This window comes from Acetobacter malorum, assembly GCF_001580615.1.
Taxonomy (GTDB): domain Bacteria; phylum Pseudomonadota; class Alphaproteobacteria; order Acetobacterales; family Acetobacteraceae; genus Acetobacter; species Acetobacter malorum.
Genome location: NZ_LHZC01000050.1, coordinates 64,187 through 85,483, shown reverse-complemented (window position 1 = coordinate 85,483; position 21,297 = coordinate 64,187). Strand labels below are relative to the sequence as shown.

The 21,297-nt window shown below is 60.1% G+C and carries 18 protein-coding genes; 5 read left to right on the top strand and 13 right to left on the bottom strand.

Going from position 1 to position 21,297, the window contains the following annotated elements; translation table 11 throughout:
• Nucleotides 1–9: 9 nt before the first annotated feature.
• From AD930_RS08990 to AD930_RS08970, 5 genes are all read right to left on the bottom strand, one after another.
• The gene (locus AD930_RS08990; protein ID WP_082781796.1) at nucleotides 10–1,494 is read right to left on the bottom strand and encodes a sensor histidine kinase; all 1,485 of its coding nucleotides are present in this window, start codon (nucleotides 1,492–1,494) and stop codon (nucleotides 10–12) included.
• Complete coding sequence (locus AD930_RS08985) at nucleotides 1,491–2,159, bottom strand: response regulator (protein ID WP_043550253.1); 669 nt, start codon at nucleotides 2,157–2,159, stop codon at nucleotides 1,491–1,493. The genes AD930_RS08990 and AD930_RS08985 overlap by 4 nt, the downstream gene beginning before the upstream one ends.
• Nucleotides 2,147–5,251, bottom strand: a complete 3,105-nt coding sequence (locus AD930_RS08980) for an efflux RND transporter permease subunit (RefSeq protein WP_061505967.1) — start codon at nucleotides 5,249–5,251, stop codon at nucleotides 2,147–2,149. The genes AD930_RS08985 and AD930_RS08980 overlap by 13 nt, the downstream gene beginning before the upstream one ends.
• On the bottom strand, nucleotides 5,241–6,401 hold the full coding sequence (locus AD930_RS08975) for an efflux RND transporter periplasmic adaptor subunit (RefSeq protein ID WP_167375163.1): 1,161 nt from the start codon (nucleotides 6,399–6,401) through the stop codon (nucleotides 5,241–5,243). Before AD930_RS08975 ends, AD930_RS08980 begins: the two co-directional genes overlap by 11 nt.
• 95 nt (nucleotides 6,402–6,496) lie before the next feature.
• Nucleotides 6,497–7,912, bottom strand: coding sequence for a TolC family protein (locus tag AD930_RS08970; protein WP_082781795.1), 1,416 nt, complete (start codon nucleotides 7,910–7,912; stop codon nucleotides 6,497–6,499).
• Between the two features lie 254 nt (nucleotides 7,913–8,166).
• Here AD930_RS08970 and AD930_RS08965 point away from each other — a divergent pair, with 254 nt between their 5' ends.
• Nucleotides 8,167–8,499, top strand: coding sequence for a DMT family transporter (locus AD930_RS08965; protein WP_061505965.1), 333 nt, complete (start codon nucleotides 8,167–8,169; stop codon nucleotides 8,497–8,499).
• A gap of 75 nt (nucleotides 8,500–8,574) precedes the next feature.
• Here the strand turns inward: AD930_RS08965 and AD930_RS08960 are convergent, their stop codons facing one another.
• From AD930_RS08960 to AD930_RS08945, 4 genes are all read right to left on the bottom strand, one after another.
• Entirely contained in the window at nucleotides 8,575–9,366 is a 792-nt protein-coding gene (locus AD930_RS08960) for a GIN domain-containing protein (RefSeq protein ID WP_061505964.1), read from the bottom strand.
• Between the two features lie 27 nt (nucleotides 9,367–9,393).
• Nucleotides 9,394–9,966 carry a DUF1700 domain-containing protein gene (locus AD930_RS08955; protein WP_061505963.1) on the bottom strand — a complete coding sequence of 191 codons (573 nt, stop codon included), beginning with the start codon at nucleotides 9,964–9,966 and terminating at the stop codon, nucleotides 9,394–9,396.
• Nucleotides 9,963–10,370 (bottom strand): PadR family transcriptional regulator, encoded by a 408-nt coding sequence (locus AD930_RS08950; RefSeq protein ID WP_156476953.1) that lies wholly within the window; start codon nucleotides 10,368–10,370, stop codon nucleotides 9,963–9,965. Before AD930_RS08950 ends, AD930_RS08955 begins: the two co-directional genes overlap by 4 nt.
• A 213-nt stretch (nucleotides 10,371–10,583) precedes the next feature.
• Entirely contained in the window at nucleotides 10,584–11,681 is a 1,098-nt protein-coding gene (locus tag AD930_RS08945; protein ID WP_061505961.1) for a branched-chain amino acid aminotransferase, read from the bottom strand.
• A 213-nt stretch (nucleotides 11,682–11,894) separates the two neighbouring features.
• Here AD930_RS08945 and AD930_RS08940 point away from each other — a divergent pair, with 213 nt between their 5' ends.
• A complete protein-coding gene (locus AD930_RS08940; protein WP_061505960.1) occupies nucleotides 11,895–13,358 on the top strand; it encodes a protein adenylyltransferase SelO in 1,464 nt (487 codons plus the stop codon).
• Nucleotides 13,359–13,368: 10 nt separating this feature from the next.
• On the opposite strand, the gene AD930_RS08935 is transcribed toward AD930_RS08940, so the two are convergent.
• Nucleotides 13,369–14,184, bottom strand: a complete 816-nt coding sequence (locus AD930_RS08935; RefSeq protein ID WP_061505959.1) for an ABC transporter ATP-binding protein — start codon at nucleotides 14,182–14,184, stop codon at nucleotides 13,369–13,371.
• The gene (locus AD930_RS08930; RefSeq protein ID WP_061506006.1) at nucleotides 14,181–15,269 is read right to left on the bottom strand and encodes a FecCD family ABC transporter permease; all 1,089 of its coding nucleotides are present in this window, start codon (nucleotides 15,267–15,269) and stop codon (nucleotides 14,181–14,183) included. Before AD930_RS08930 ends, AD930_RS08935 begins: the two co-directional genes overlap by 4 nt.
• Before the next feature lie 209 nt (nucleotides 15,270–15,478).
• On the opposite strand from AD930_RS08930, the gene AD930_RS08925 reads away from it, so the two are divergent.
• The 3 genes from AD930_RS08925 (at nucleotide 15,479) to AD930_RS08915 (ending at nucleotide 18,368) form a co-directional block, all read left to right on the top strand.
• The gene (locus tag AD930_RS08925) at nucleotides 15,479–16,444 is read left to right on the top strand and encodes an RluA family pseudouridine synthase (protein ID WP_244150550.1); all 966 of its coding nucleotides are present in this window, start codon (nucleotides 15,479–15,481) and stop codon (nucleotides 16,442–16,444) included.
• A 401-nt stretch (nucleotides 16,445–16,845) separates the two neighbouring features.
• Entirely contained in the window at nucleotides 16,846–17,733 is an 888-nt protein-coding gene (rpoH, locus tag AD930_RS08920) for an RNA polymerase sigma factor RpoH (protein ID WP_043550246.1), read from the top strand.
• A gap of 17 nt (nucleotides 17,734–17,750) precedes the next feature.
• Nucleotides 17,751–18,368, top strand: a complete 618-nt coding sequence (locus tag AD930_RS08915; RefSeq protein ID WP_061505958.1) for a GNAT family N-acetyltransferase — start codon at nucleotides 17,751–17,753, stop codon at nucleotides 18,366–18,368.
• A 27-nt stretch (nucleotides 18,369–18,395) separates the two neighbouring features.
• Here the strand turns inward: AD930_RS08915 and recJ are convergent, their stop codons facing one another.
• Together recJ and glpX are read right to left on the bottom strand one after the other, a co-directional pair.
• Nucleotides 18,396–20,207: a single-stranded-DNA-specific exonuclease RecJ gene (gene recJ / locus AD930_RS08910; protein ID WP_061505957.1), complete on the bottom strand. Its 1,812-nt coding sequence runs from the start codon at nucleotides 20,205–20,207 to the stop codon at nucleotides 18,396–18,398.
• A 41-nt stretch (nucleotides 20,208–20,248) separates the two neighbouring features.
• Nucleotides 20,249–21,250, bottom strand: coding sequence for a class II fructose-bisphosphatase (gene glpX, locus AD930_RS08905; RefSeq protein WP_043550241.1), 1,002 nt, complete (start codon nucleotides 21,248–21,250; stop codon nucleotides 20,249–20,251).
• Between the last annotated feature and the right edge of the window lie 47 nt (nucleotides 21,251–21,297).

The window sequence follows — 21,297 nt, the reverse complement described above, 5'->3', positions numbered from 1 at the left end:
GCCGTTCTGTCAGGCGCGGGGTGGTGCTTTCTGGAATGTCAGCTGCACCATAAACCCGTCGTCCTGTCCGGGGATGGGGGAGAAAAGATCCATCCGAATGGCCATTTGCCGGGCGATTGTCCGTGCAATGGCCAGCCCCAGCCCGCTGCCCTCCGTGCTGGCATTGCCGCGTACAAACGGGTCAGTCAGACGGGTGAGCAAATCCGGCGCAAGCGGCGGGCAGGTATTTTGGATCGTCACACAGGTGCTCTGTTCCACCGCCTGTGCCTGACCAGCCGCAGCAGGGGCCTCTGCAACGCAGCAAGGGGGAACCGCAGCATTGGTCGAGACATGCACCTGCACGGCAGACCCCTGCGGACTATGGCGTAGGGCATTTTCCAGCAGATTGCGGAACAGGATGCCTGCCGCATCCAGATCTCCCAGAACATCCAGATGAGTCAGGTCGCCAGTTTCAATCACAATACGTGGGGAGGCGTGGTCGGGCCGGTCCAGCTCATCCGCCACCACATGCAGCACAGGCAGCAGATCAAACCGATCCCGCCGCAAGGCCGTGCCTGCTACGGCGCGTGACAGTTGCAGCAGTTTTTCCACCGTCCTACTTAGGCGATGGATCTGGCTGATGAGTGCATCCAGCCGTTGTGGGATGTTTGCAGTCTCCTGAGCAGTGTCATTTTCTGGTTTCGGAGTAACTGCGTCAGAGGCTTTGCGGAGGGCTATGGAACGCAGCATCTGCGCCTGTGCCAGCAGGGCGGCAATGGGGTTGCGGAGTTCATGCGCGGCATTGGCGGCAAAAGCGCGTTCTGCAGAAAGTGCTTTTTGCAAACGCTCTAAAAGAGAATTGACAGCGACCTGAATGGTTGAGAGTTCAACTGGCAAAGCCAGTTCCGGCACCGGCTTGAGGTTGCCGCTGCCACGTTCCCGGATTTCATCCTGCAAGCGCACCAGCGGGCGCAGCCCCCGGCGTACAATCCAGATGACCAGAAGCCAGATGCACGGCACCGAGCCGATAATGGGCAGCACGGCAATCAGAATGGCTTTATGGGTGGCCTGTGTGCGGTGCAGGCGGGGTTCACCTACCAGAATAAACCGGTCCACCTGTGCTGCAGGTGTTACATACACGCGGAACTGCGGCAGCATGTAAAATCCGCTGGAGAGCGGCACGGTAAAACGGGTTGCGGGCGCATTGGAGGACCGCAGCAGAACATGCCCTGCGGTATCGGTAATCTGATAGGCCAGCGATGTGGGTTTGATGTCGGACAGATGCGCCACATCATGGCCCGGCCCTTGCTGGTTGAGGGCCAGAACGGCAAATTGCAGTCGCTCGCCCACTTCCTGCAGGGAGTCATCCAGCCGTTCCGTAATCTCGTATTTTGTGAAACCGGCTGTCATCAGCGCGACAATTGCAAGACAGCCAATCACGACCCCCGTCACACCCCGGATCAGCCGCGTTGCCAGCCGCCAGGGGCGTGCAGATTTTTCGGCGGAGGGGGTCATGAGGTTGCGGGCTGTTCAAGGCAGTAGCCACGCCCGCGCACGGTGCGGATAATGTCTGCGCCGAGCTTTTTGCGTACCCGGCTGACGAAGACCTCTATGGTATTACTGCCAACTTCTTCTTCCAGACTATAAAGCGCATCTTCTATCCGCTCTCGTGAGCAGATTGCACCGGGCCTGCGGGCCAGCAGTTCCACCAGCGCCCATTCCCGTGCTGTCAGGTCAATCACCTGTCCGTCCCGCGTCAGGCGGGAGCGTTCCAGATCAATGTCGATATCGCCCACTTTTAACCGGTTATCGACCAGCGGGCGGTAGCGGCGGCCCACGGCGGCAATCCTGGCCACCAGTTCATCCAGATCATACGGCTTGGCCAGATAATCATCCGCGCCTTCAGATAAGCCGGCAATGCGGTCACTCACCTGATCTTCCGCCGTGGTAATCAGCACCGCCAGCGGGGAACTGGTCTGGCGGATTTCCCGCAGCAGGGTGCGGCCGCTGCCATCGGGAAGGCCAAGATCCAGTAACAGCACGTCATAATGGACCGTGGCCAGAGCGGCCCGGCCATCTTCCAGCGTGGTGAACCAGTCCACCGTATGCCCCGCCTGCCGCACCCGTTCCTGCACGGCTGCGCCCAGATGGGGTTCATCTTCCATAATCAGGATGCGCATGCGGGCTTAGTATCCTCTGTCTGGCGGGTCTTCTGTTTCATAAAACGCGCATAGAGCAGAGGCAAAACAAACAATGTGAGCAGGGTGGAGGTGACCAGCCCGCCAATCACCACACTTGCCAGCGGGCGCTCCACTTCCGCCCCGGCAGAGGCGGAAAACGCCATGGGGAAAAATCCCAGACTGGCGACGAGGGCTGTGGCCATTACGGGGCGGAAGCGTTCTCTGGCCGCAGTAAACCCAGCGCGTGCGGCACCCACACCCCGGCGGCGGATCTGCTCAGCGGTGCTGACCAGCACCACGCCATTCAGCACCGCGACACCAAACAGTGCAATAAACCCGATCCCTGCGGAAATACTAAAGGGAAGCCCACGCAGCACCAGCGCAAAAATCCCGCCAGAGGCAGCCAGTGGCAGATTGCAGAACACCAGAAGTGCGAGCCGTGCTGTGCCGAGGGCGGCAATCAGGAGCAGGAAGATAAGTGTCAGCGCTACGGGCACAACAATGGCCAGCCTTTTTGAGGCAGACTGAAGGTTTCGGAACTGCCCATCCCAGCGGATAGTATAGCCGTGCGGGAGTGTGATGGTGCGTTGCACCGCCTTCTGGGCCTCGGCGACGTAGGACGCCAGATCCCGCCCGCGCACATTGGCCTGAATGACAACCCGCCGCCGGATGCCGTCGCGGCTGATGCGGGGCGGACCATCCTGCTGCCTAATATCAGCGACCTGAGAGAGCAGGACAGTCCCGCGTCCATCTGCCTGTGGCACCCGCAGCGCACCAATTGCGGCGAGTGAGTGTGTTCGTGCCGGGTCAAGCTGAGCCTGCGTTGCGATAATGGCATTCTGTGCCGTTACAGGGCGCCCGATATGGCCACCAATGGCTTCCACCATATCCAGAATATCCTGCACGCGCACATTCAGGCGGCCTGCATTTTCCCGGTTCACGTCGATATGCACAAACGGCACCGTGCCCTCATCTTCTGCCATCACATCAGCCGCCCCCCGCACGTTATTGAGGGTTTTAACAATCTGGTTGCCCAGACGGGTGAGGGTTGGCAGGTCATCCCCGTAAATGGAAACGGCAATCGGGGTGCGCACGCCCGACAGCAGATCATCCATCCGCATCTGCACCGGCTGGCTCCAGGAATAGAGGGCGTCAGGCAGGTTCTCCTGCAAGGCCTTGCCCATGGCGGCAACCAGTTCCGCCTGAGAGCGTCCGGTGCGAGGCTCTTTGAGCAGGATGAAGCTATCGGTCTCGTTCTGCCCCATCGGGTCTGTCGGGATAGCTCCGGTGCCGGTGTTGCTGACCACTGTTTCTACTTCTGGAAAAATTTTGATCAGACGCTCCTGTTGCTGGACAGAATGCAGGACTGTGTTCAGAGACGCAGACGGCAGGCGCATGGTGTGCAGTGCCAGCGCACCTTCTTCCAGTTGCGGCACAAATTCGCTGCCCAGTGTGAGGGTCAGGGCCGCGGCTAGAACACACATGCCAAGGCTTCCCCCAACAAGCAGCCGGGGCCTGCGGGCACAGCGTGAGAACAGTGGCTGATAATGCCTGCGTAACCATGCCATCAGTCGTGTTTCCTGCGGCACCCGTGTTGTGCGCAGAACGGAAACACACAGAATGGGCACCCACACCAGACAGTAAATCAGGGACGCCGCCAGAGCCATGATGACGGTTTGCGCCATGGGGCGGAACATCCGGCCTTCAATCCCTTCCAGCGTCAGCACTGGCAGATAGACCATGATGATGACCAGAATGGCGAAACTGACTGGCCGGACAATCTGTTGTGCGGAGGAGCGGACCAGCGTGCCAAACGGCACATCAGGTTCTTTGAGCCGACGGCTGAGCACATGCTCTACCACCACCAGAGAACTATCCACAATCATGCCGAAATCAATGGCGCCCAGACTGAGCAGGTTGGCGGAAATACCAAACACCCGCATGCCCGTCATGGCGCACACCAGCGCGAAGGGAATGACGGACGCAATCAGAAGGGATGCACGCAGATTGCCAATCACCGCCAGCAGAACGGCGACAACAAGGGCTGCGCCAATCAGCAGATTTTCCCGCACCGTGGCAATGGTGCGGTTGGTAAGCATGGCGCGATCATAATAGGGGGCCAGTGTGACACCTGCTGGCAGGGATTGCGTAATGGCGGGCAGGGCTGCGCGGATACCTGCCAGTGTGGCGTTGGAGCTGGCACCTTTTTCCATCATCACCACGCCGGTGACAATTTCCCCTTTTCCATCGCGGGTGACGGCCCCCAGACGGGTGCGGGGGCCTGTGCTGATGCGGCCCAGATCCCGCAGGCGGATGGCGGTGCCCCCGGGTCCGGTTTTGATGGTCATCGCCCCGAAATCCGCAAGGGAGCGTAAAAGCCCGCGCCCGGCTATAACCTGCTGTTCGGCATGGTGTTCAATCCAGCCGCCCCCGGATGCCGCATTGCTGGTGTCTATGGTGCGATACACATCACCTACGGAGAGGCCGTAGGCCAGCAGGCGGTTGGGGTCGAGCGTGACCTCCCATGTTTCTTCTGCCCCCCCGCCAATATTAACTTCCGCAACACCCGGCACCAGCTTGAGCTGCGGGGCCACGGTCCAGTTCATCAGGCGGTTAAGCGCCATGAGCGACAGGCCGGGGCCTTTGAGCTGGAACTGGAAAATCTCCCCCATGCCGGTGGTCAGTGGTCCCATGTTCAGGCTGACCCCGGGGACGCTGAGCAGGGTGCGGGCCTGTGCCATGCGTTCGTTCACACGGGTGCGGTCCAGATTGATGTCCGAATTATCTTCAAACTGGATATAGACAACCGAAACCCCGGAGCGGGAAACAGAGCGCAAATCTGTCACGCCCGGAATACCCGCCATGCTGCTTTCCACTGGAAAGGTAATCAGTTTTTCCACTTCTTCCGTCGCCAGACCGGGCGCTACGGCGGATACCAGAACCTGCTGGGGGGAGATGTCAGGTACAGCCTCCACCGGCAGGCCGGACAGAACCACACAGCCCCCGACCATAAGCAGAACCAGAAAGGAGAGCAGCAGAAAGCGGGCCTGATTGAGTTTTTCAAAAAATGTCTGCACGGGCTTAGTCCGCATCCATACCGGGCAGAATGACCATGGCTTTCAGCGCCAGACTCCCATCACTCACAACCTGATCACCATTTTTCAGGCCTGACAGAACAAGGGTTTTGTCATTCTCCTCCATCCCGATACGGACCGGGGTTGGCTGGAAATGGTCTGGTGCGGTTTGCACAAAAACGACAGTCTGATCACCAAGAGTCTGAACGGCCTGCGCCGGTACAATAAGGCCGGACCCTGTCTGTGCGGTTTGCAAAAGGCTGTTCAGCATTGTGCCGGGGCGCAACTGTCCGGCCGGATTGGCAACACGGCTGAGGACATGCACCAGCCCTGTTGTCGGGTCGGCCGCAGTATCAATGGTTTCAATGGTGGAGTGCAGGGGCGGGGACGGGGGTGTGTCACCCGTGGATGCAAAAAAGCTCTCCTGCCTGCCGCCCGGCACAAGCCGTTGCGCATCCTGTGGCGGCACGTCTGAAACAACCCAGACATGGGCGGTGTCACTGACGGTCAGAAGAGGCACAGGTGGGGAGACGTCTGCCGCTACTGCTGTTTCAACCTGTGTGACGGTTCCATCCATGGGGGAAATGATGGTCGAGGTTTCATCCTCACCATGTGTTTCCGTGGGGGAGGTATATTCTTCCTGCAGGCGATGGGCCAGCACGCCCAGTTCTGCCTCATGGGTTGCTACGGTATTCTGGGTGTCTTTCAGCACAGCCAGCCGGCGGCGTGTTTCCCCAATCGAGACGGTCGTGCCTGCCAGTGCGCGAGCCCGTTCATACGCAGCAGCCGCATTGGCGCGGTCTGCGCTGGCGGCGGCAAGGGCGGCCCGTGTCTGGGCGTCCTGCAGGCGGGCCAGATGCAGCGTGTGGTTCTGATACGTCAGCAAAGGCTGGCCCGTTTTTACGGTCTGCCCCGGCAAAACAAGCACAGAAAGCACTTTCCCATCGCCCGCCGTATGGAGCGTGACGGTGCGCGTTGTATCCGGCAGCACGCGGGCCATGGCCGGCAGCATATGCGCCAGTGTGCCTTGCGTGACAGGAACGACATGAACCCCCTCATTCCGAATGGCCTCAGCGGAGAGTGTGAGAGGTGGCAAAGGCGTCCCCTCCGCCAGAGCCGGCATAGGGAGAGCTGTCAGGCCAAACAAAACCGCGGCTAGAGATTTCATGCGTGAAAATTTCAGTTTTTGAAAAAATGAGTGGTTGTAAAGCAACGCCGTTCTGCTGGCAGAGAGTGTGGTGTGTGGGGCAGGGGGGCGCATAATCATGGCATGGGTGCCCCGCTACTGCGTGGGGCAGAGACCATGTCCGGGATACGGAGCGCTTCCCCCGGTTGCCGTGTATGCGGAGGGGCGTCGTCGTTCATATGGTCGGTCTCTGCTGTTACGGGCACAACCAGTGTTGCGGCCTGCTGAGGCCGTGCGATGGGTGCCTGCTCCAGCCCCGGTATTGCTCCTGCGGCAATCAGGGCGCGCAGAATGGCGCTATGCCAGAGGATTTCCGCGCGATCTCTTACCAGATCAGCCGTATAGGCGGCCTGTCTGGCCCGGAGCGCATCATCCAGCGAGTTTTCCTGGAGTTTCCAGGAGCGTTCCATCAGGTCCGTCCGGCGGTCCAGTTGCTGGGCGGCAGTCTGAGCACTCTTCAGAGCGGCAGAGGCCGAGGCCAGACGGGCGCGGATTTGCACCAGCTCCTGCCGCACCATGCGGCGGGCCAGTGTTTCCTGCGTTTCTGCTGCCGCCACGCGGTTGCGGGCTTCTGCAAGCAGGGGCGCATTATGCACGGCACTGGGCAGAGGCATGGTGAAGTTCACGCCCACGCGGCTATCCCACGGGCTGCCATATTGTTTTTCATGAAGCGCTCCTACGCCAATTTCCGGGTTGGGCATGAAGGAGCGACGGGCCAGAACCAGATCCGCACGGGCTGCGGCGGTTTCTTTTTGCGCCGTCCGCACGCGCGGGTCATTCTCTTCCACCGTGTGAGCCACAAGTTTTTGCTCAGCACTTTGCGGTGCGGAAAACGCCAGAAGGTCCGGCACAACCGGAGAGCCCAGCAATGTCACCAGTCCGGCGGTAGCCGTCTGGGCTTCCTCCTGCGCCATGGCGGCATCGGTTTGAGCTGAGGCGAGTGCGGCTTCCGCCATCTGCTGGTCGGCCTGCGTCATCTCCCCCGTGTGGGCTGCACGGGCAACATTGGTGCGCAGGCGGGCGGCAGCGCTGGATAGCGCCAGCGTGGTGGCCACGCGCTTACGCGCCAGCAGGACGGCGGCGGAAGCGTCCAGCAGGCGGACGGCGAGGGCCATATGCTCAGCACTGCTGCGTTCAGCAGCGGTTTCCGCATCTGCGCGGGCCAGCTTGCGGGTGGCGTTGCCTTGCCCCGGCAGCCAGAGTGGCACACTCACGCCGCCTTGATAGGTGGTGTAGCCAAGGTTGGAGCCTATGGCGTGATCATCAAAATAAGAGCCGGAGAGGGACGGGCCACCAGCAAACCAGCTTCCGGCAGCTCTGGCCCGGGCTTCGGCAGAGCGGCGGTTGGTGCCCAGTTCCGAGCGGAGCGGGTCCTGCGCCCATGCCAGGGCAAGGGCCTCGGGGAAGGAGAGGCGCTCACGAGGGGAGGCATCCACGTTGAGTGAAGCGGAAACACTCTGTGCATGGGCCGGATACGGAAGGCTGAGTGCCATCAGCAGAACTAAGCAACAGCGAGAGGGCTTCATCAAATACCATACACCCGGGTCTGAACATGGTTGCTCCCTCTGGCATGGCACACGCCAGATGAGGATGAGCACCTGCATAGAGCCTGAACCTGACAGGAAGCTGAACACGCCGTGAGGGGTGCATTCCTTTCAGGTCATGCTCTTGCCTGTTTTCCCTGCTGTCTGGCAGGGTCTGCGCGGCGCGTGCGGCGCTTTTTGTTTTCTGTCTGGTGAGGTCACGCGTGCCCGGTAAACCCTATCTCTATCTGGCGGTGGCCATCCTCGCCGAGGTGTTTGCAACCTCCTGCCTGACCGCGTCTCATGGTTTTGAAAAACGCCTGCCCGGTGTCATTAGCCTGCTGGGCTATGGGGTGGCTTTCTACTTCCTGTCCCTCCCCATCAAGACCATTCCGGTCGGGGTGGTTTATGCCATCTGGTCCGGTGTGGGGATTGTGCTTGTGTCGCTCATTGGTGCGACGGTTTTCAGACAGTCACTGGACCTGCCAGCCCTTGCGGGCATTGCGCTGATTATGGCCGGGGTGCTGGTGATCAACCTGCTCTCAAAGTCTGTCTGAACCCACAGGCCATGAAAAAACAGGCTGACACCCGGTGCCAGCCTGTTGCGCGGTGAAGCACGATGCCTTCTGTTTTTAGAAGGACAAATCCTCATTCTCCTCGCCGTCACTGTCTTTGTCAGACTGCGGAGCGGTTTTGGGCGCAGGTTTTGCTGTGTCGTGCGGGAGTGAGACCGAGCCAATGCCGTCGATCCGCTGTGCCAGAGACTGCGGCGTGTTGGTGAGTTTGACGGACCCCGCCCCATCTATGGACACTTTAACCCGCCCCGTCGGTCCGGCTTTGACAGACCCGGCTCCATCCATAGACAGATCAAGGTCAGAGAGTGTCAGGTCGGACAGATTGACAGAGGCTGCGCCATCAATGGCCAGTTTAAGGCTGTCCGTATGGCCATGGGCTTTCACGCTGGCAGCGCCGTTGATGGTGAGGTCCAGATGCGGCTGCTGGTAATTCTGCAGATCAAGAGAGCCAAAGCCATTCAGCGTGAGCGTATTGAGTGCCGGGGCCGTGATGATGATGGTCAGTGAACTGTTTCGCCAAAAGATATGGTGGCTTTTGCTTTCTGAAATATCCAGCGTGTTATTTTTCAGGCTGACACGCTCTACCAGCTTTTCCGAACCCCTTACGGTTATGCTCGGTTTGTCCCCCTGCTTATAGATAATCTGTGCGGGCAGATTGAGGGTCAGAGCGTTGCTGCCCTGCCAGTCCAGCGTGCGCGTCTGGGTTGGGCCTGCGGCTTCGGTACCCGTCCAGTCAACTGTCCATTTTGTGGCCGGGAAGAGGACAGGCCCACGGGATGCTGCCGTCCCAAAGCAAAGAGCGGAAAGGGCAGCGCCGCCCAGCGCGATCATTGTAATGCCACGGATCATGATGAAATTCCTTGAAGGACAGGCGGATCAGGAGGGGTTGGCTTTGGCAATCAGGCGGTAATGGGCGCGGCCATAGCGAATGAGCAGGTTAAGCGTACCGATGGTAAAGAGGGCACACATCGCCACAATCGAAGCCCCGCCACTGGCCATGCCAAGGCTGATCAGCAGGCCCTGAAGCCAGTCTCCATCGAACCCCGGCAGCATGTTGATCAACGCAAATGGCAGCATCAGGCTGCCTGCCAGACAGATGCAGGCCCCGGCAATGAAGAACGCGAGGTCCACGGAGCCCACCGTCATCAGCACAGGCAGCACGACCAGAAGGTCCAGCGCCGCAAGCCCAAGAATGCCCACAATCGCGCCCAGCGCGTTGCTCAGGCTCCGTTCATCTTCCCACCGACGCACACCGGTTTCGGCCCGCACTTCCCGCGCCAGCCGGCCCGGGTCGCCCAGAGCGGCGGCAATCTCACCGTCAGAACGGCCAGCAGCACGACCTTCGTCAAAATGCGCGGTATATTCGGCAAGAATATCCTCAACAACAGAACGCGGCAGACCTTTTAACCCTGCGCGCAACTGGTCCAGGAACATCTGTCTGCTGTTCATGCCTTTGTGTTCCTTACGGTTTTCTGCACCGTCAGAGTGGTGGGGGTAGGAGAGGGTTCGGTGGAAGCGGCGGCGGGTGCTGTATCGTCAGACCCCAGAATGGCGTGGACGGCTTTTGTAAAGGCGGTCCATGCCGTGCGCTGGCTGTTCAGGCTCTGGCGGCCATGCTCTGTCAGCGCATAATATTTGCGGGGCGGCCCTGAGGATGATTCCACAAAATAGGTTGAGACAAGACCATCTTTCTGCATCCGCCGCATGAGCGGATAGATGGTGCCTTCCCCCATATCAATGGCCTCAGACAAGCGGCTGGCAATGTCATAACCGTATGAATCTGTCCGGGAGAGAAGGGCAAGCACACACAGCTCCAGCACGCCTTTCTTGAACTGAACAAGGTTGGGTTCCACGGTTTTTCCTGTTCCGGAGGGGCCTGCTGCCTGCATTTGGCAGAAGCAGACGACTCGCTGGTGGCTGTCGATAGCTATTCAATACAAACCAGAACCATTTATTGCAAGGTAGTGGTTTATAAAAAGATCCTGCCCACTTTCGGCATAAAAAAATCCCGCCGGGAAACACTGTTCCGGGCGGGATTAAAAAGTGCGGAAAAAGCAGGAAGGAGGTTAGGAAACTCGCTTTACCCAGTCATGCTCATCATTCGCGCGGCCATACTGGATGTCACACAGGGCTTTGCGCAGGGCCGTGGTGATGTCTCCGGTTTTGCCCTCGTTGATTACGCAGGTGCCTTCAGCGCTTTTCAGCGTGCCGATGGGGGTCACAACCGCAGCCGTGCCGCAGGCAAACACTTCTTTCAGGTGGCCGGATTTGGCATCGGCGTAAAGCTGGTCAATCGCATAGGGTTCTTCACGCACCGTCAGGCCTTTATCGCGTGCCAGCGTCAGCAGGGAATCCCGGGTAATGCCGCGCAGAATGGTGCCTTCCAGCGGGGGGGTCAGGATGGTGCCGTCATCAAACACCATCACGATGTTCATGCCGCCCATTTCCTCAATCCATTTGCGCTCAACCGCATCCAGGAACAGCACCTGATGGCAGCCATGGTCCTTGGCTTCCATCTGGGCCGTGAGGCTGGCTGCATAGTTGCCACCGCATTTGGCTTCACCCGTGCCGCCGCGGGAGGCGCGCACCGTGCGTTCTTCCACCCACACGCTCACCGGGCCAGCATCCTTGGAGAAATATTCCCCGGCTGCGCAGGCAATGACCAAAAACTTGAATTCCGCAGCAGGCTTCACACCCAGAGCAGCTTCCGTCGCAATCATAAAGGGGCGGATATACAGCGTGCCAACGTCAGCCGCCGGGATCCAGTCCTTGTCGATGGTGACGAGCTGCGTCACGGCATCCAGAAACAGCTCTTCCGGCAGCTGCGCCATTGCCATGCGTTCCGCAGAATGGCGGAAGCGGCGGGCATTGGCATCCGGGCGGAACAGCAGGGCGTCACCATTGGGGGCGCGGTAAGCCTTCATGCCTTCAAAAATTTCCTGCGCGTAGTGCAGGACAGAGGCAGCCGGGTCCAGCGTCAGCGGCCCGCGCGGCAGGATCTGCGGTGTGTGCCAGCCCTTGCCTTCCGTGTAGGTGACAACGGCCATATGTTCGGAAAAGACGCGGCCAAAACCGGGGTTGGCAAGCAGGGCGGCCCGCTCTTCCGGGGAGACCCGGTCGGCTTTTGGCGTAATCTGGAAAGCGGTCTTGGTAGGGGTGCTCATAACGTCTGGCGTCTCCGCGGCCTGCTGTGCAGTGTGTCTGTGCCTGCATTGACAGGGTTTGTTGCGATGGTGGCGGTTAAATAACATGATCATAAGTGTGTTGCCAGAGCAGGGCCATCGTCCCCATATCAGCTTCACGCTTGCGGTCTGGCTGTTTCCTGCGCGCCAGACCCGGATTTTTCCCCACTGGCTGTGACCATGAAGGGCCTTTGCATGACCTCCTTTTCTCTGCGGCAAACCTACAGCCAGTTGCCTGACCATTTTTATGCCTCTGCAGCGCTCTCGCCCGTTGCGGCACCGCAGCTGATCAAACTGAATGTGCCTCTGGCCAAATCTCTGGGGCTGGATCCGGTCTGGCTTTCCGGGCCGGAGGGGGTCGCCATGCTCTCCGGCTCTCATATGCCAGAGGGGGTGCAGCCGCTTGCGCTGGCTTATGCCGGGCATCAGTTCGGGCATTTCGTGCCGCAGCTGGGGGATGGTCGGGCGCTTCTGCTGGGGGATGTGACGGACGCCAGAGGGCACGTGCGCGAAATTCAGCTGAAAGGCTCAGGCCGCACCGCCTATTCGCGCCGGGGTGACGGGCGCGCCGCACTTGGCCCCGTGCTGCGGGAATATGTGGTGAGCGAGGCCATGGCGGCGATGGGGATCCCCACAACCCGCTCTCTGGCCGCTGTGGTGACTGGCGAGCGTGTGATGCGTGAAACCCCTCTGCCGGGGGCTGTGATTACCCGCGTGGCCGCCAGCCACATACGAGTGGGAACGTTCCAGTTTTTTGCAGCCCGTCAGGATCTTGCAGGCCTGCGGCTGCTGGCTGACTACGCCATAGCCCGCCATTACCCTGATGCCGCACAGGCTCCCGTTCCCTATCTGGCCTTGCTGGAACAGGTGATTGCCGCACAGGCTGATCTGGTCGCTCAGTGGATGCTCAAAGGCTTCATTCATGGCGTGATGAATACCGATAATATGGCAATCTCTGGCGAGACGATTGATTACGGCCCCTGCGCCTTTATGGAGCAGTATGACACGGCCACGGTGTTCAGCTTCATTGATGAACGCGGCCGCTACGCGTATGGCAATCAGCCCAGTATGGCCCTGTGGAACCTGACCCGTCTGGCAGAAGCGCTCTTGCCGTTACTGGCAGAGGATGAAGAACAGGCCGTTCCTGTGGCGCAGCAGGCTCTGGCGACGTTTGAAGGACGTTTTCAGCAAACCTATCTGGCTGGTCTGCGGGCCAAGCTGGGGCTGAACACGGTGCAACCGGAGGATGCCGGCCTGCTGCGCAGCTTGCTGGAGACGATGCAGGCGGAAGAGGCGGACTTTACGCAAACCTTCCGCGCCCTTAGCTCCGAGGGCGCGATAAGCGGGCAGGGAGTGCCCGAGCCTCTCGCCGGGTTTGAAGCTTGGCTTGAACGCTGGCGGCAGCGTCTGGCGCAGGAGGGGGGCGTCTCCGTCTCAACCCGCATAAACGCCATGAAGCAGGTGAACCCAGCCTTTATCCCCCGGAACCATCTGGTGGAAGCCATGATCAAGGCGGCAGTGGAGGAGAGTGATTTCTCGCTGTTTGAAGACTTGCTTGCCGTTTGCACCCGCCCGTATGACGACCAGCCCGGCAAAGAAGCCTATGCCCGCCCGGCACAGGCCAGTGAGCGGGTGCGCCATACATTTTGCGGAACCTGAGGCGAAGACCTCACGCAATGCCATCCACGCTGACAAACTTCCTGCCGTCCGCGCCTTCTTCCACACGGGCGTGGACGCGATAAACCTCGCGCAGCAGGTCCGGGGTCAGCACCGCAGCAGGTGGGCCGGAGGCAACCATCTGGCCGTCATGCAGCACCGTCACAAAGTCCGTCATGTTCAGGGCAATGTTCAGGTCATGCAGCACCAGCACTGTGACAAGCTGATGGGCAGCGCTTTCCCGACGCAGAATTTCCATCACGGCAAACTGGTGGTGCAGGTCCAGCGCGCTGAGCGGTTCATCCAGAAGCAAAGCGTCCGGCTTGCGGCTGAGTGCCTGCGCCAGCCCGACCAGTTGCCGCTGGCCGCCGGAAAGTTCGTCCATGGCTTGCATGGCCAAATGTGGAATGCCGAAGAGGGTGAGGCTTTCCAGCGCAGACTGAATGGCGTCTTCTTCCGGCGCGCCTGAGGCCGAAAGAACGCGGGCGCGGCCAGTTGTATGACGGGCCGCTATCAGCGCTTCCAAAACTGGCAAATGCACCGCAGCAGGCAACGCCTGCGGCAGATACAGGCATCGCGCAGTGCGGTCTGTCAGGCTCATACGGGAGAGCTCGACACCATTCAGGGTGACGCAGGCTGAGGACGGCACCAGCCCTGCCATGGCCCGCATGAGGGTGGATTTTCCGCCACCATTTGGCCCCAGCAGCGCGCAAACGGTGCCGGGTCTAAAAGGACCAGCGGTCACGTCCTGCAACACGGTGCGTCTGCCATACTGCACCGTGACATGCGTGGCACTCAGACCGGTCTGGGCGGAGGGTGGTGAGGTCATGACAAACCACGCTCCCGCAGCACGATGCTCAGGAAAAAGGGAATCCCCACCAGTGCCGTGACAATCCCGGTGGGGATAATCACACCCGGGATCAGCATACGGGCCGTCACAGAGGACAGCGAGAGAATCAGCGCCCCCGCCAGCATGCTGCCCGGCAGATAAAAGCGGTGATCTTCTCCCAGCAACCTCCGGGCAATATGCGGTGCCACCAGCCCGACAAATCCGATAATGCCAACAAATGAGACCGCAAGAGCGGACAACAGGCTGACCCGCAGCAGCGCCCCCCGACGCACGCGGGGCACATTCACACCCAGACTGGCAGCGCGTTCTTCCCCCATGCGCAGGGTCGTCAGGCTCCACGCCGCCCGGAAAGAGAATGGCATAACAAGAGCGCCCATGGCTGCCAGCAAGCCAAGTTTGGGCCATGTGGTGCGCGTCAGGCTGCCCATGGTCCAGAACACTAGGTCCTGCAACGCGTCCTCACTGGCCATAAATTGCATGAGGGACACCAGCGCCTGAAAGGTGAAGACCAGCGCGATGCCAAACAGCACCACAGTGCTGGTGCGCGCATGGCGCAGATGCCCGACCACATCGAGCAGAAAGACCGAGCCAAGGGCGCAAACAAACGCATTGCCAGCAATCAGCCAGGTATCGGGCAGGCCCGGAAGATGCAGGCCTAATACGAGGGCAAGAGATGCCCCGAAAGCGGCTGCGGCAGAAACCCCCAGAGTAAACGGACTAGCCAGCGGATTGGCCAGAATGGTCTGCATCTCAGCCCCCGAAAGCCCGAGGGCTGCCCCTACACACACCGCCATCAGCGCGTAAGGCAGACGGATCTGCCAGACGATAATCCGCTGGCTGGCGGGCACAGTGGATGGGTGCAGGAGCGTATGGATAAGCTGTGCAGGGGAAAGCCCGGCTGGCCCCAGAGAGAAATCCAGCAGCACGGAAAGGACAATAGCGCCCCCCAGAATGGCCAGAATACTCAGCCGCCGGGCCAGCAACGCCTGATAGGCGGCTCTGATCTGCACCAGAGACGGCGTGCCGGAAGGCTGAGAGGGGCCGGAAGGGCGGAGGGGTGTCATGCCACCTGCGTAGCACCCGTTGCGGCATGATAAAACCATAGGCACTGCACGAGCTGTTTTGCTGCGTTCTTGACGCCACAGAGGATAAAAGGCTTTTACTCGCGCTTTCCGCCCCGCCTGAAAGAAGTAGAACAGTTTTGACGCAAACCGGCACGCCTCAGCCCGACTCAACGCCTGCCGGGAGTCCTTCTGGCACCTCTCTGGTTTTTATCGCTGCCGAGGAGCATGCCGGAGATCGTGCGGATCGCTTTGTGGCCGCACAATCCGGCTCGCTGTCCCGCTCACGCGTCAAAGTGTTGATTGAAGAGGGGCATCTGGTCGGCAACGCGGCTCCGATTACAGAACCTGCCGAGACCGTGCGGGCGGGCATCACCTACGTTCTGACCATACCCCCCGCCACACCTGCTGTGCCGCAAGGCGAGCGCGTGGACTTTGATGTTCTGTATGAAGATGCGGATCTGATTGTGCTCAACAAGCCGGCAGGCCTCGTGGTGCATCCCGCCCCGGGGAATGAGACCGGCACGCTGGTGAATGGCCTGATTGCCCATTGCGGGGAAAGCCTGAAAGGTATTGGCGGGGAGCGGCGGCCCGGCATTGTGCACCGGCTGGACAAGGATACATCCGGCCTGATGGTGGCGGCCAAAACGGAACAGGCGCACCTTGCCCTTTCAGCTGATTTTGCCGCCCGAAGGATAGACCGGGCCTATTTGGCCTTTTGCTGGGGTTGCCCGCAGCCAGCGGAAGGGGAGTATGAGGGTGACATTGGTCGGGATAAGCGGGACCGCAAACGCATGACCATTGTTACCCACGGTGGCAAATGGGCGCTCACCCGCTATCGCACCTTGCAGGCCTTTGAGATGGGCGCGGCCTTAGTGCAGTGCCGTCTGGCAACAGGCCGCACGCATCAGATCCGGGTGCATTTTTCCGCCAATGGCCATCCCCTGATGGGTGACCCGGTTTATCTGCGGCGTATTCCGGCAGCGGCCAAAGGCCTTTCCGCCACGGCGCGGGCGGCAGCGCTGGATTTCCCCCGTCAGGCCCTGCATGCGGCGCGTCTGGGTTTTACCCACCCGCGCACGGGTGAACAGATGCTGTTTGACGCCCCGATGCCCGAAGACATGCTGGCGCTGGGTGAGGCGCTGGGGCTTAATCCGAAGAAAGCTGTGATCGTCTGACTTTATCAAACCGGATATGTGTTTGAAAACTGGGCGAGGAACTTTCCGGACCCTCGTGCGTCACAAAGACTATGCCAGTCCTTTCCGTCCGGTTCCGAGTCTGCCTCTTCGCCTGAAAGGCAGAAAGCAGTCATGCCCTAAGCAAACTGCGGGTTTGCGGGGATTTTCTTGACAGAAAACTAATTCCGGCGCACCGTCAACGTCCATTCCGACATGCCCAGAGGGCCGTCGGACCGGGTGTTTTTTCCTTCGCGCTGCCCATTCGGGGGGCGATGGAAGAGGACATAATTTTTATCCGCTTGTTAACCGGAAACTTGCCTAACTCTACGCAACGCTTATCAGATTTTCACGGAACCTGAGGCGCTGCAGGGAGCTTTCCAGTTAAGAGGAGTGCTCAGTCGATGGTCTCATCTGTCATCAATGTTGGTCCTGAAAATAATCTTTCAAGATATCTTCAGGATATCCGCAAATATCCCCTTCTCACCCCGGAAGAAGAACTCCGTCTTTCCCATTTGTGGAAGGACAAGGGCGATGTAAAGGCCGCGCACAAACTGGTGACATCTCACCTGCGGCTGGTTGCAAAAATCGCTATGGGTTACCGCGGCTATGGCCTGCCGGTGAATGAACTCATCAGTGAGGGCAATATCGGCATGATGCAGGCCGTGCGCCGGTTTGACCCGGATAAGGGCTTCCGTCTGGCAACCTACGCCATGTGGTGGATCCGTGCGGCCATTCAGGAATACATCCTGCATAGCTGGTCTCTGGTTAAAATGGGTACCACTGCCGCTCAGAAGAAACTGTTCTTCAACCTGCGCCGCCTGAAAGGGCAGATGCAGGCGATTGATGATGGGGACCTTCAGCCCGAACAGGTGAACAAGATTGCCACCACGCTTGGTGTGTCCGAGCAGGACGTGGTGAGCATGAACCGCCGCATGGCCGCACCCGACCACAGCCTGAACGCCCCGATGCGGGCTGATCAGGATAATGAGTGGCAGGATCGTCTGGTGGATGATCAGGTCAATCAGGAAGAAACCTACGCGGAAAACGAAGAGCTCTCTGGCCGTAAAGCCCTGCTTGCCAATGCCATGAGTTCTCTGAACGAGCGTGAGCGGCACATCTTTACCGAACGTCGTCTGACGGACGAGCCGTCCACGCTGGAAGATCTGGCACATCAGTATGGCATCTCGCGCGAGCGCGTGCGCCAGATTGAAGTCCGGGCTTTTGAAAAAGTTCAGGCCGCGATGAAGAAAGAAGTCGAAGCCCGTCGCGGAGCAGCAAAGGAGGGCTAAGGCCCTCCTGAGTTCCTATGACGACACGACGTGCCTTCCCCGATGCTCCTGTTGGCCTGACCGGCCAGCACGTTCAGCTTGTGCCGCTGTCCCCCGCTCATGTGGAGGGCTTGCAGCATGCTGTGGAGGATGGAGCGCAATGGAAAGTCTGGTGCACGTCGGTGCCCAAACCCGAGGCCATGCAGGCTGAGGTTGAGCGCCGTCTGGCTTTGCTGCAGCGTGGCACCATGCTGCCTTATACGGTCGTCAGCCTGCCAGATAACCGCATTGTCGGTATGACGACCTTCATGAATATCGATAAGGCCGGGCCGCGTGTGGAAATTGGCTCCACATGGTATGCAGCCTGTGTGCAGAGAACCGCCGTCAATACGGAAGCCAAGATGCTTCTGCTCTCCTACGCGTTTGAAACGCTGGACTGTCTGGCTGTGGAGTTTCGCACGCATTACCTCAACCAGCGCAGCCGCCGGGCTATTGAGCGGCTAGGGGCCAGACTGGATGGTATTTTACGCTGCCATCAGCGGATGCCCGATGGCTCCCTGCGCGATACCTGTGTGTATAGCGTGACCGCCGCAGAATGGCCCGCCGTGCGGAACCATCTGCACTGGTGTCTGACAGAAAAATATCAGCGAACCTGAACAATCATCAGGCAGGACGCTCGCCCATCAGGCGCGGGCCGCATCCTGAATGAAGAAGGTCGCGTCTGTTCGCCCATTCCATGTTTCCGAACGGAGATAGCCCGCCAGATGAACCGGGGGACGCGTGCTGTCTTCCAGCCCAATAGCCAGCGGATTGTCATTCGCACGGAAAAGCAAGGCTTTCAGGCGGCCACCATCCTGCCCTTTCAAAAGCAGGCGTAGGGTGTTGCCATCCCGACCAATTCGGTCAGACCGGATAATCTGCGCATTGGAAACCGCAATGAGCGGCTCAGCATTGCCGGCGCCAAACGGGGCCAGCATGGCGAGATTTTCCGCAAGCTCAACTGTGGCACCGGAGACAGACAAAGCGATATCAAGCGCAACATCCACCGTATCCGGCAAAACAGCCGCATCGGCCAGTCGCTCATCCAGAAATGTATGGAAGCGCTCAATGTTTTCCGCAGGCAGAGAGAAACCGGCTGCCATGGCGTGCCCGCCACCGCTGGTCAGCACACCGGCCTGACGCGCTGCAATAATCACGGTGCCCAGATCCAGCCCCGGCACAGAGCGCCCGGAGCCTTTAATGGAGCCGTCTTCCTGCTCCGCACCCACTAGTGCAGGGCGGTTAAACTGTTCCTTGATGCGGCCAGCGACAATGCCGACCACGCCGGGGTGCCAGTCTTTGCCAGTCAGCAGAATAACCGGGTGGCCCGCTTCGCGCTGTTCGGCAGCCTGTGCCATGGCGCGGTCCAGAATTTCAGCTTCCACGCCTTGTCGGCGGCGGTTCACCGCATCCAGACGCTCAGCCATGGTGCGGGCGTCATGGGCGTCCGTGCTGCGGAGCAGGGTCAGCCCTAGTCCGGCTTCCGCAATACGGCCGCCTGCATTAATGCGCGGCCCGAGTGCAAATCCACAGGTAAAGGCATCCGGCGCTTTGGTGACACCGGCAATGTCCATCAGCGCGTTCAGGCCAGTGCGCTGGCGACGCGCCATGATTTTCAGGCCCTGCGTCACAAACGCACGGTTCAGCCCATGCAGCGGCATCACGTCGCACACGGTGGCAAGGGCCACCAGATCAAGCTGGCGCAGCAGATCCGGCGCGGGCTGGGCGTCATGAAACCATCCGGCAGCGCGGAGGTCCCGGGTGGTGGCAACTGCTGCCAGAAAGGCCAGAGCCGCAGCGCAGACATGGCCAAGGCCGGAGGTGCAGTCTGGCCGGTTCGGGTTTACCGTCGCCAGAATGGGGGGCAGGGCATCTTCTGATTTATGGTGGTCGAGAACAATCAGGTCGGCCTTACCAGCCAGTTCACCCAGAACAGAACCGGCAGCCGTGCCGCAGTCCACGCAAATAACAAGGGACGCGCCCTGCGCCACAAGCCCTTCCAGAGCCGGCACGTTCGGGCCGTAGCCCTCCGTCATGCGGTCTGGAATATGTGTGTGAACAGTGCAGCCGAGTTCTTCAAAAAACGAGGCGAGGATGGCGGATGCACAGGCACCATCCACGTCATAATCCCCGAAAATCCCAATGGTCTCACCCTGCTGGACCGCCTGCGCCATGCGGGCAGCGGCCTTATCCATATCCTGCAGGCTGGACGGATTGGGGAGCAGGGCGCGGAGTTTCGGGTCGAGAAAATGGGCAGCCTGTTCCAGAGGAATGCCACGCAGGGCTAAAAGCCGCCCGACGACTTCCGGAAGGCCTGCCCGCTGGGCAATGGCCGCCCCCATGCGGAGCAGGGCGGGGTCTTCCGCCCCGTCCCGCCATACCCATCGGCGGCCTGTCAGGCTGCTTTCCACGCCAAGGGCCGCGCGGGCCTCTGGCATGGGGGAGAGTGTGTCCATTTTCTCAGTCAATAAAACGTTCATTCTGGTGTGTGAGCGCCTTATTGCGGGGTCCAGGTTTTAGTTTTGAAGTTGTGATAGCCTTCAATAAACCGCACCGTGCCGGACTTGGAGCGCATGACCAGAGAATGCGTGACGGCATGGTTCGGATACTGATGGATGCCCTTCAGCAGCGTCCCAGACGTTACACCCGTGGCAGAGAACAGCACGGAGCCAGCAGCCAGATCATGCAGGCCGAGCTTGCGGTCCGGGTTCTTGCCGGGGTTCATTTTCTGGGCGCGTTCGCGCTGGCTGTCATCTTCAAACAGCAGGCGGCTCTGCATCTGGCCGTTGACGCAGCGGATCGCCGCAGCAGCCAGAACGCCTTCCGGCGCGCCGCCAGAACCTGCGTAAATATCAACCTGGCTGGTATCCAGACACGCGGCAATCGCCCCGGCCACATCCCCGTCGGTCAGCAGGCGGACGCGAGCGCCAGCTTCCCGAGCTTTGGCAATCAGTTCTTCATGCCGTTCACGGTCCAGCGTGCAGAGAACGAGGTCACGCACAGCCTTGCCCTTGGCTTTGGCCAGATTGCGCAGATTGTTTTCAATGGAGGAATCAAGGTCCACCACGCCTTCGGGCAGACCGGGGCCGACGATGATCTTATCCATGTACACATCGGGTGCGTGCAGGAAGTTGCCTTTTTCGGCCAGTGCCACAACGGTAATAGCGTTGGGCATGTCCTTGGCGCAAAGATTGGTGCCTTCCAGCGGGTCCACGGCAATATCCATGGCCGGGCCACCAGAGCCGACTTTCTCACCGATATACAGCATCGGTGCTTCGTCCATCTCGCCTTCACCGATTACCACGGTGCCATCAATGGCCACGGTGTCAAACGCCGTGCGCATGGCTTCAACAGCAGCACCATCGGCGTCGTTCTTCTTGCCACGGCCTGTCCAGTGGGCAGAGGCCAGAGCAGCAGCTTCTGTTACACGGACCAGTTCAAGGGCCAGATTGCGGTCAGAAACCACAAAACTCGGAATCGGCTCAATCGCGTCAGACATTCTAGAGATAATCCTCTCTGTTTAAGGCCAGGGCTGGGCTTTTATAA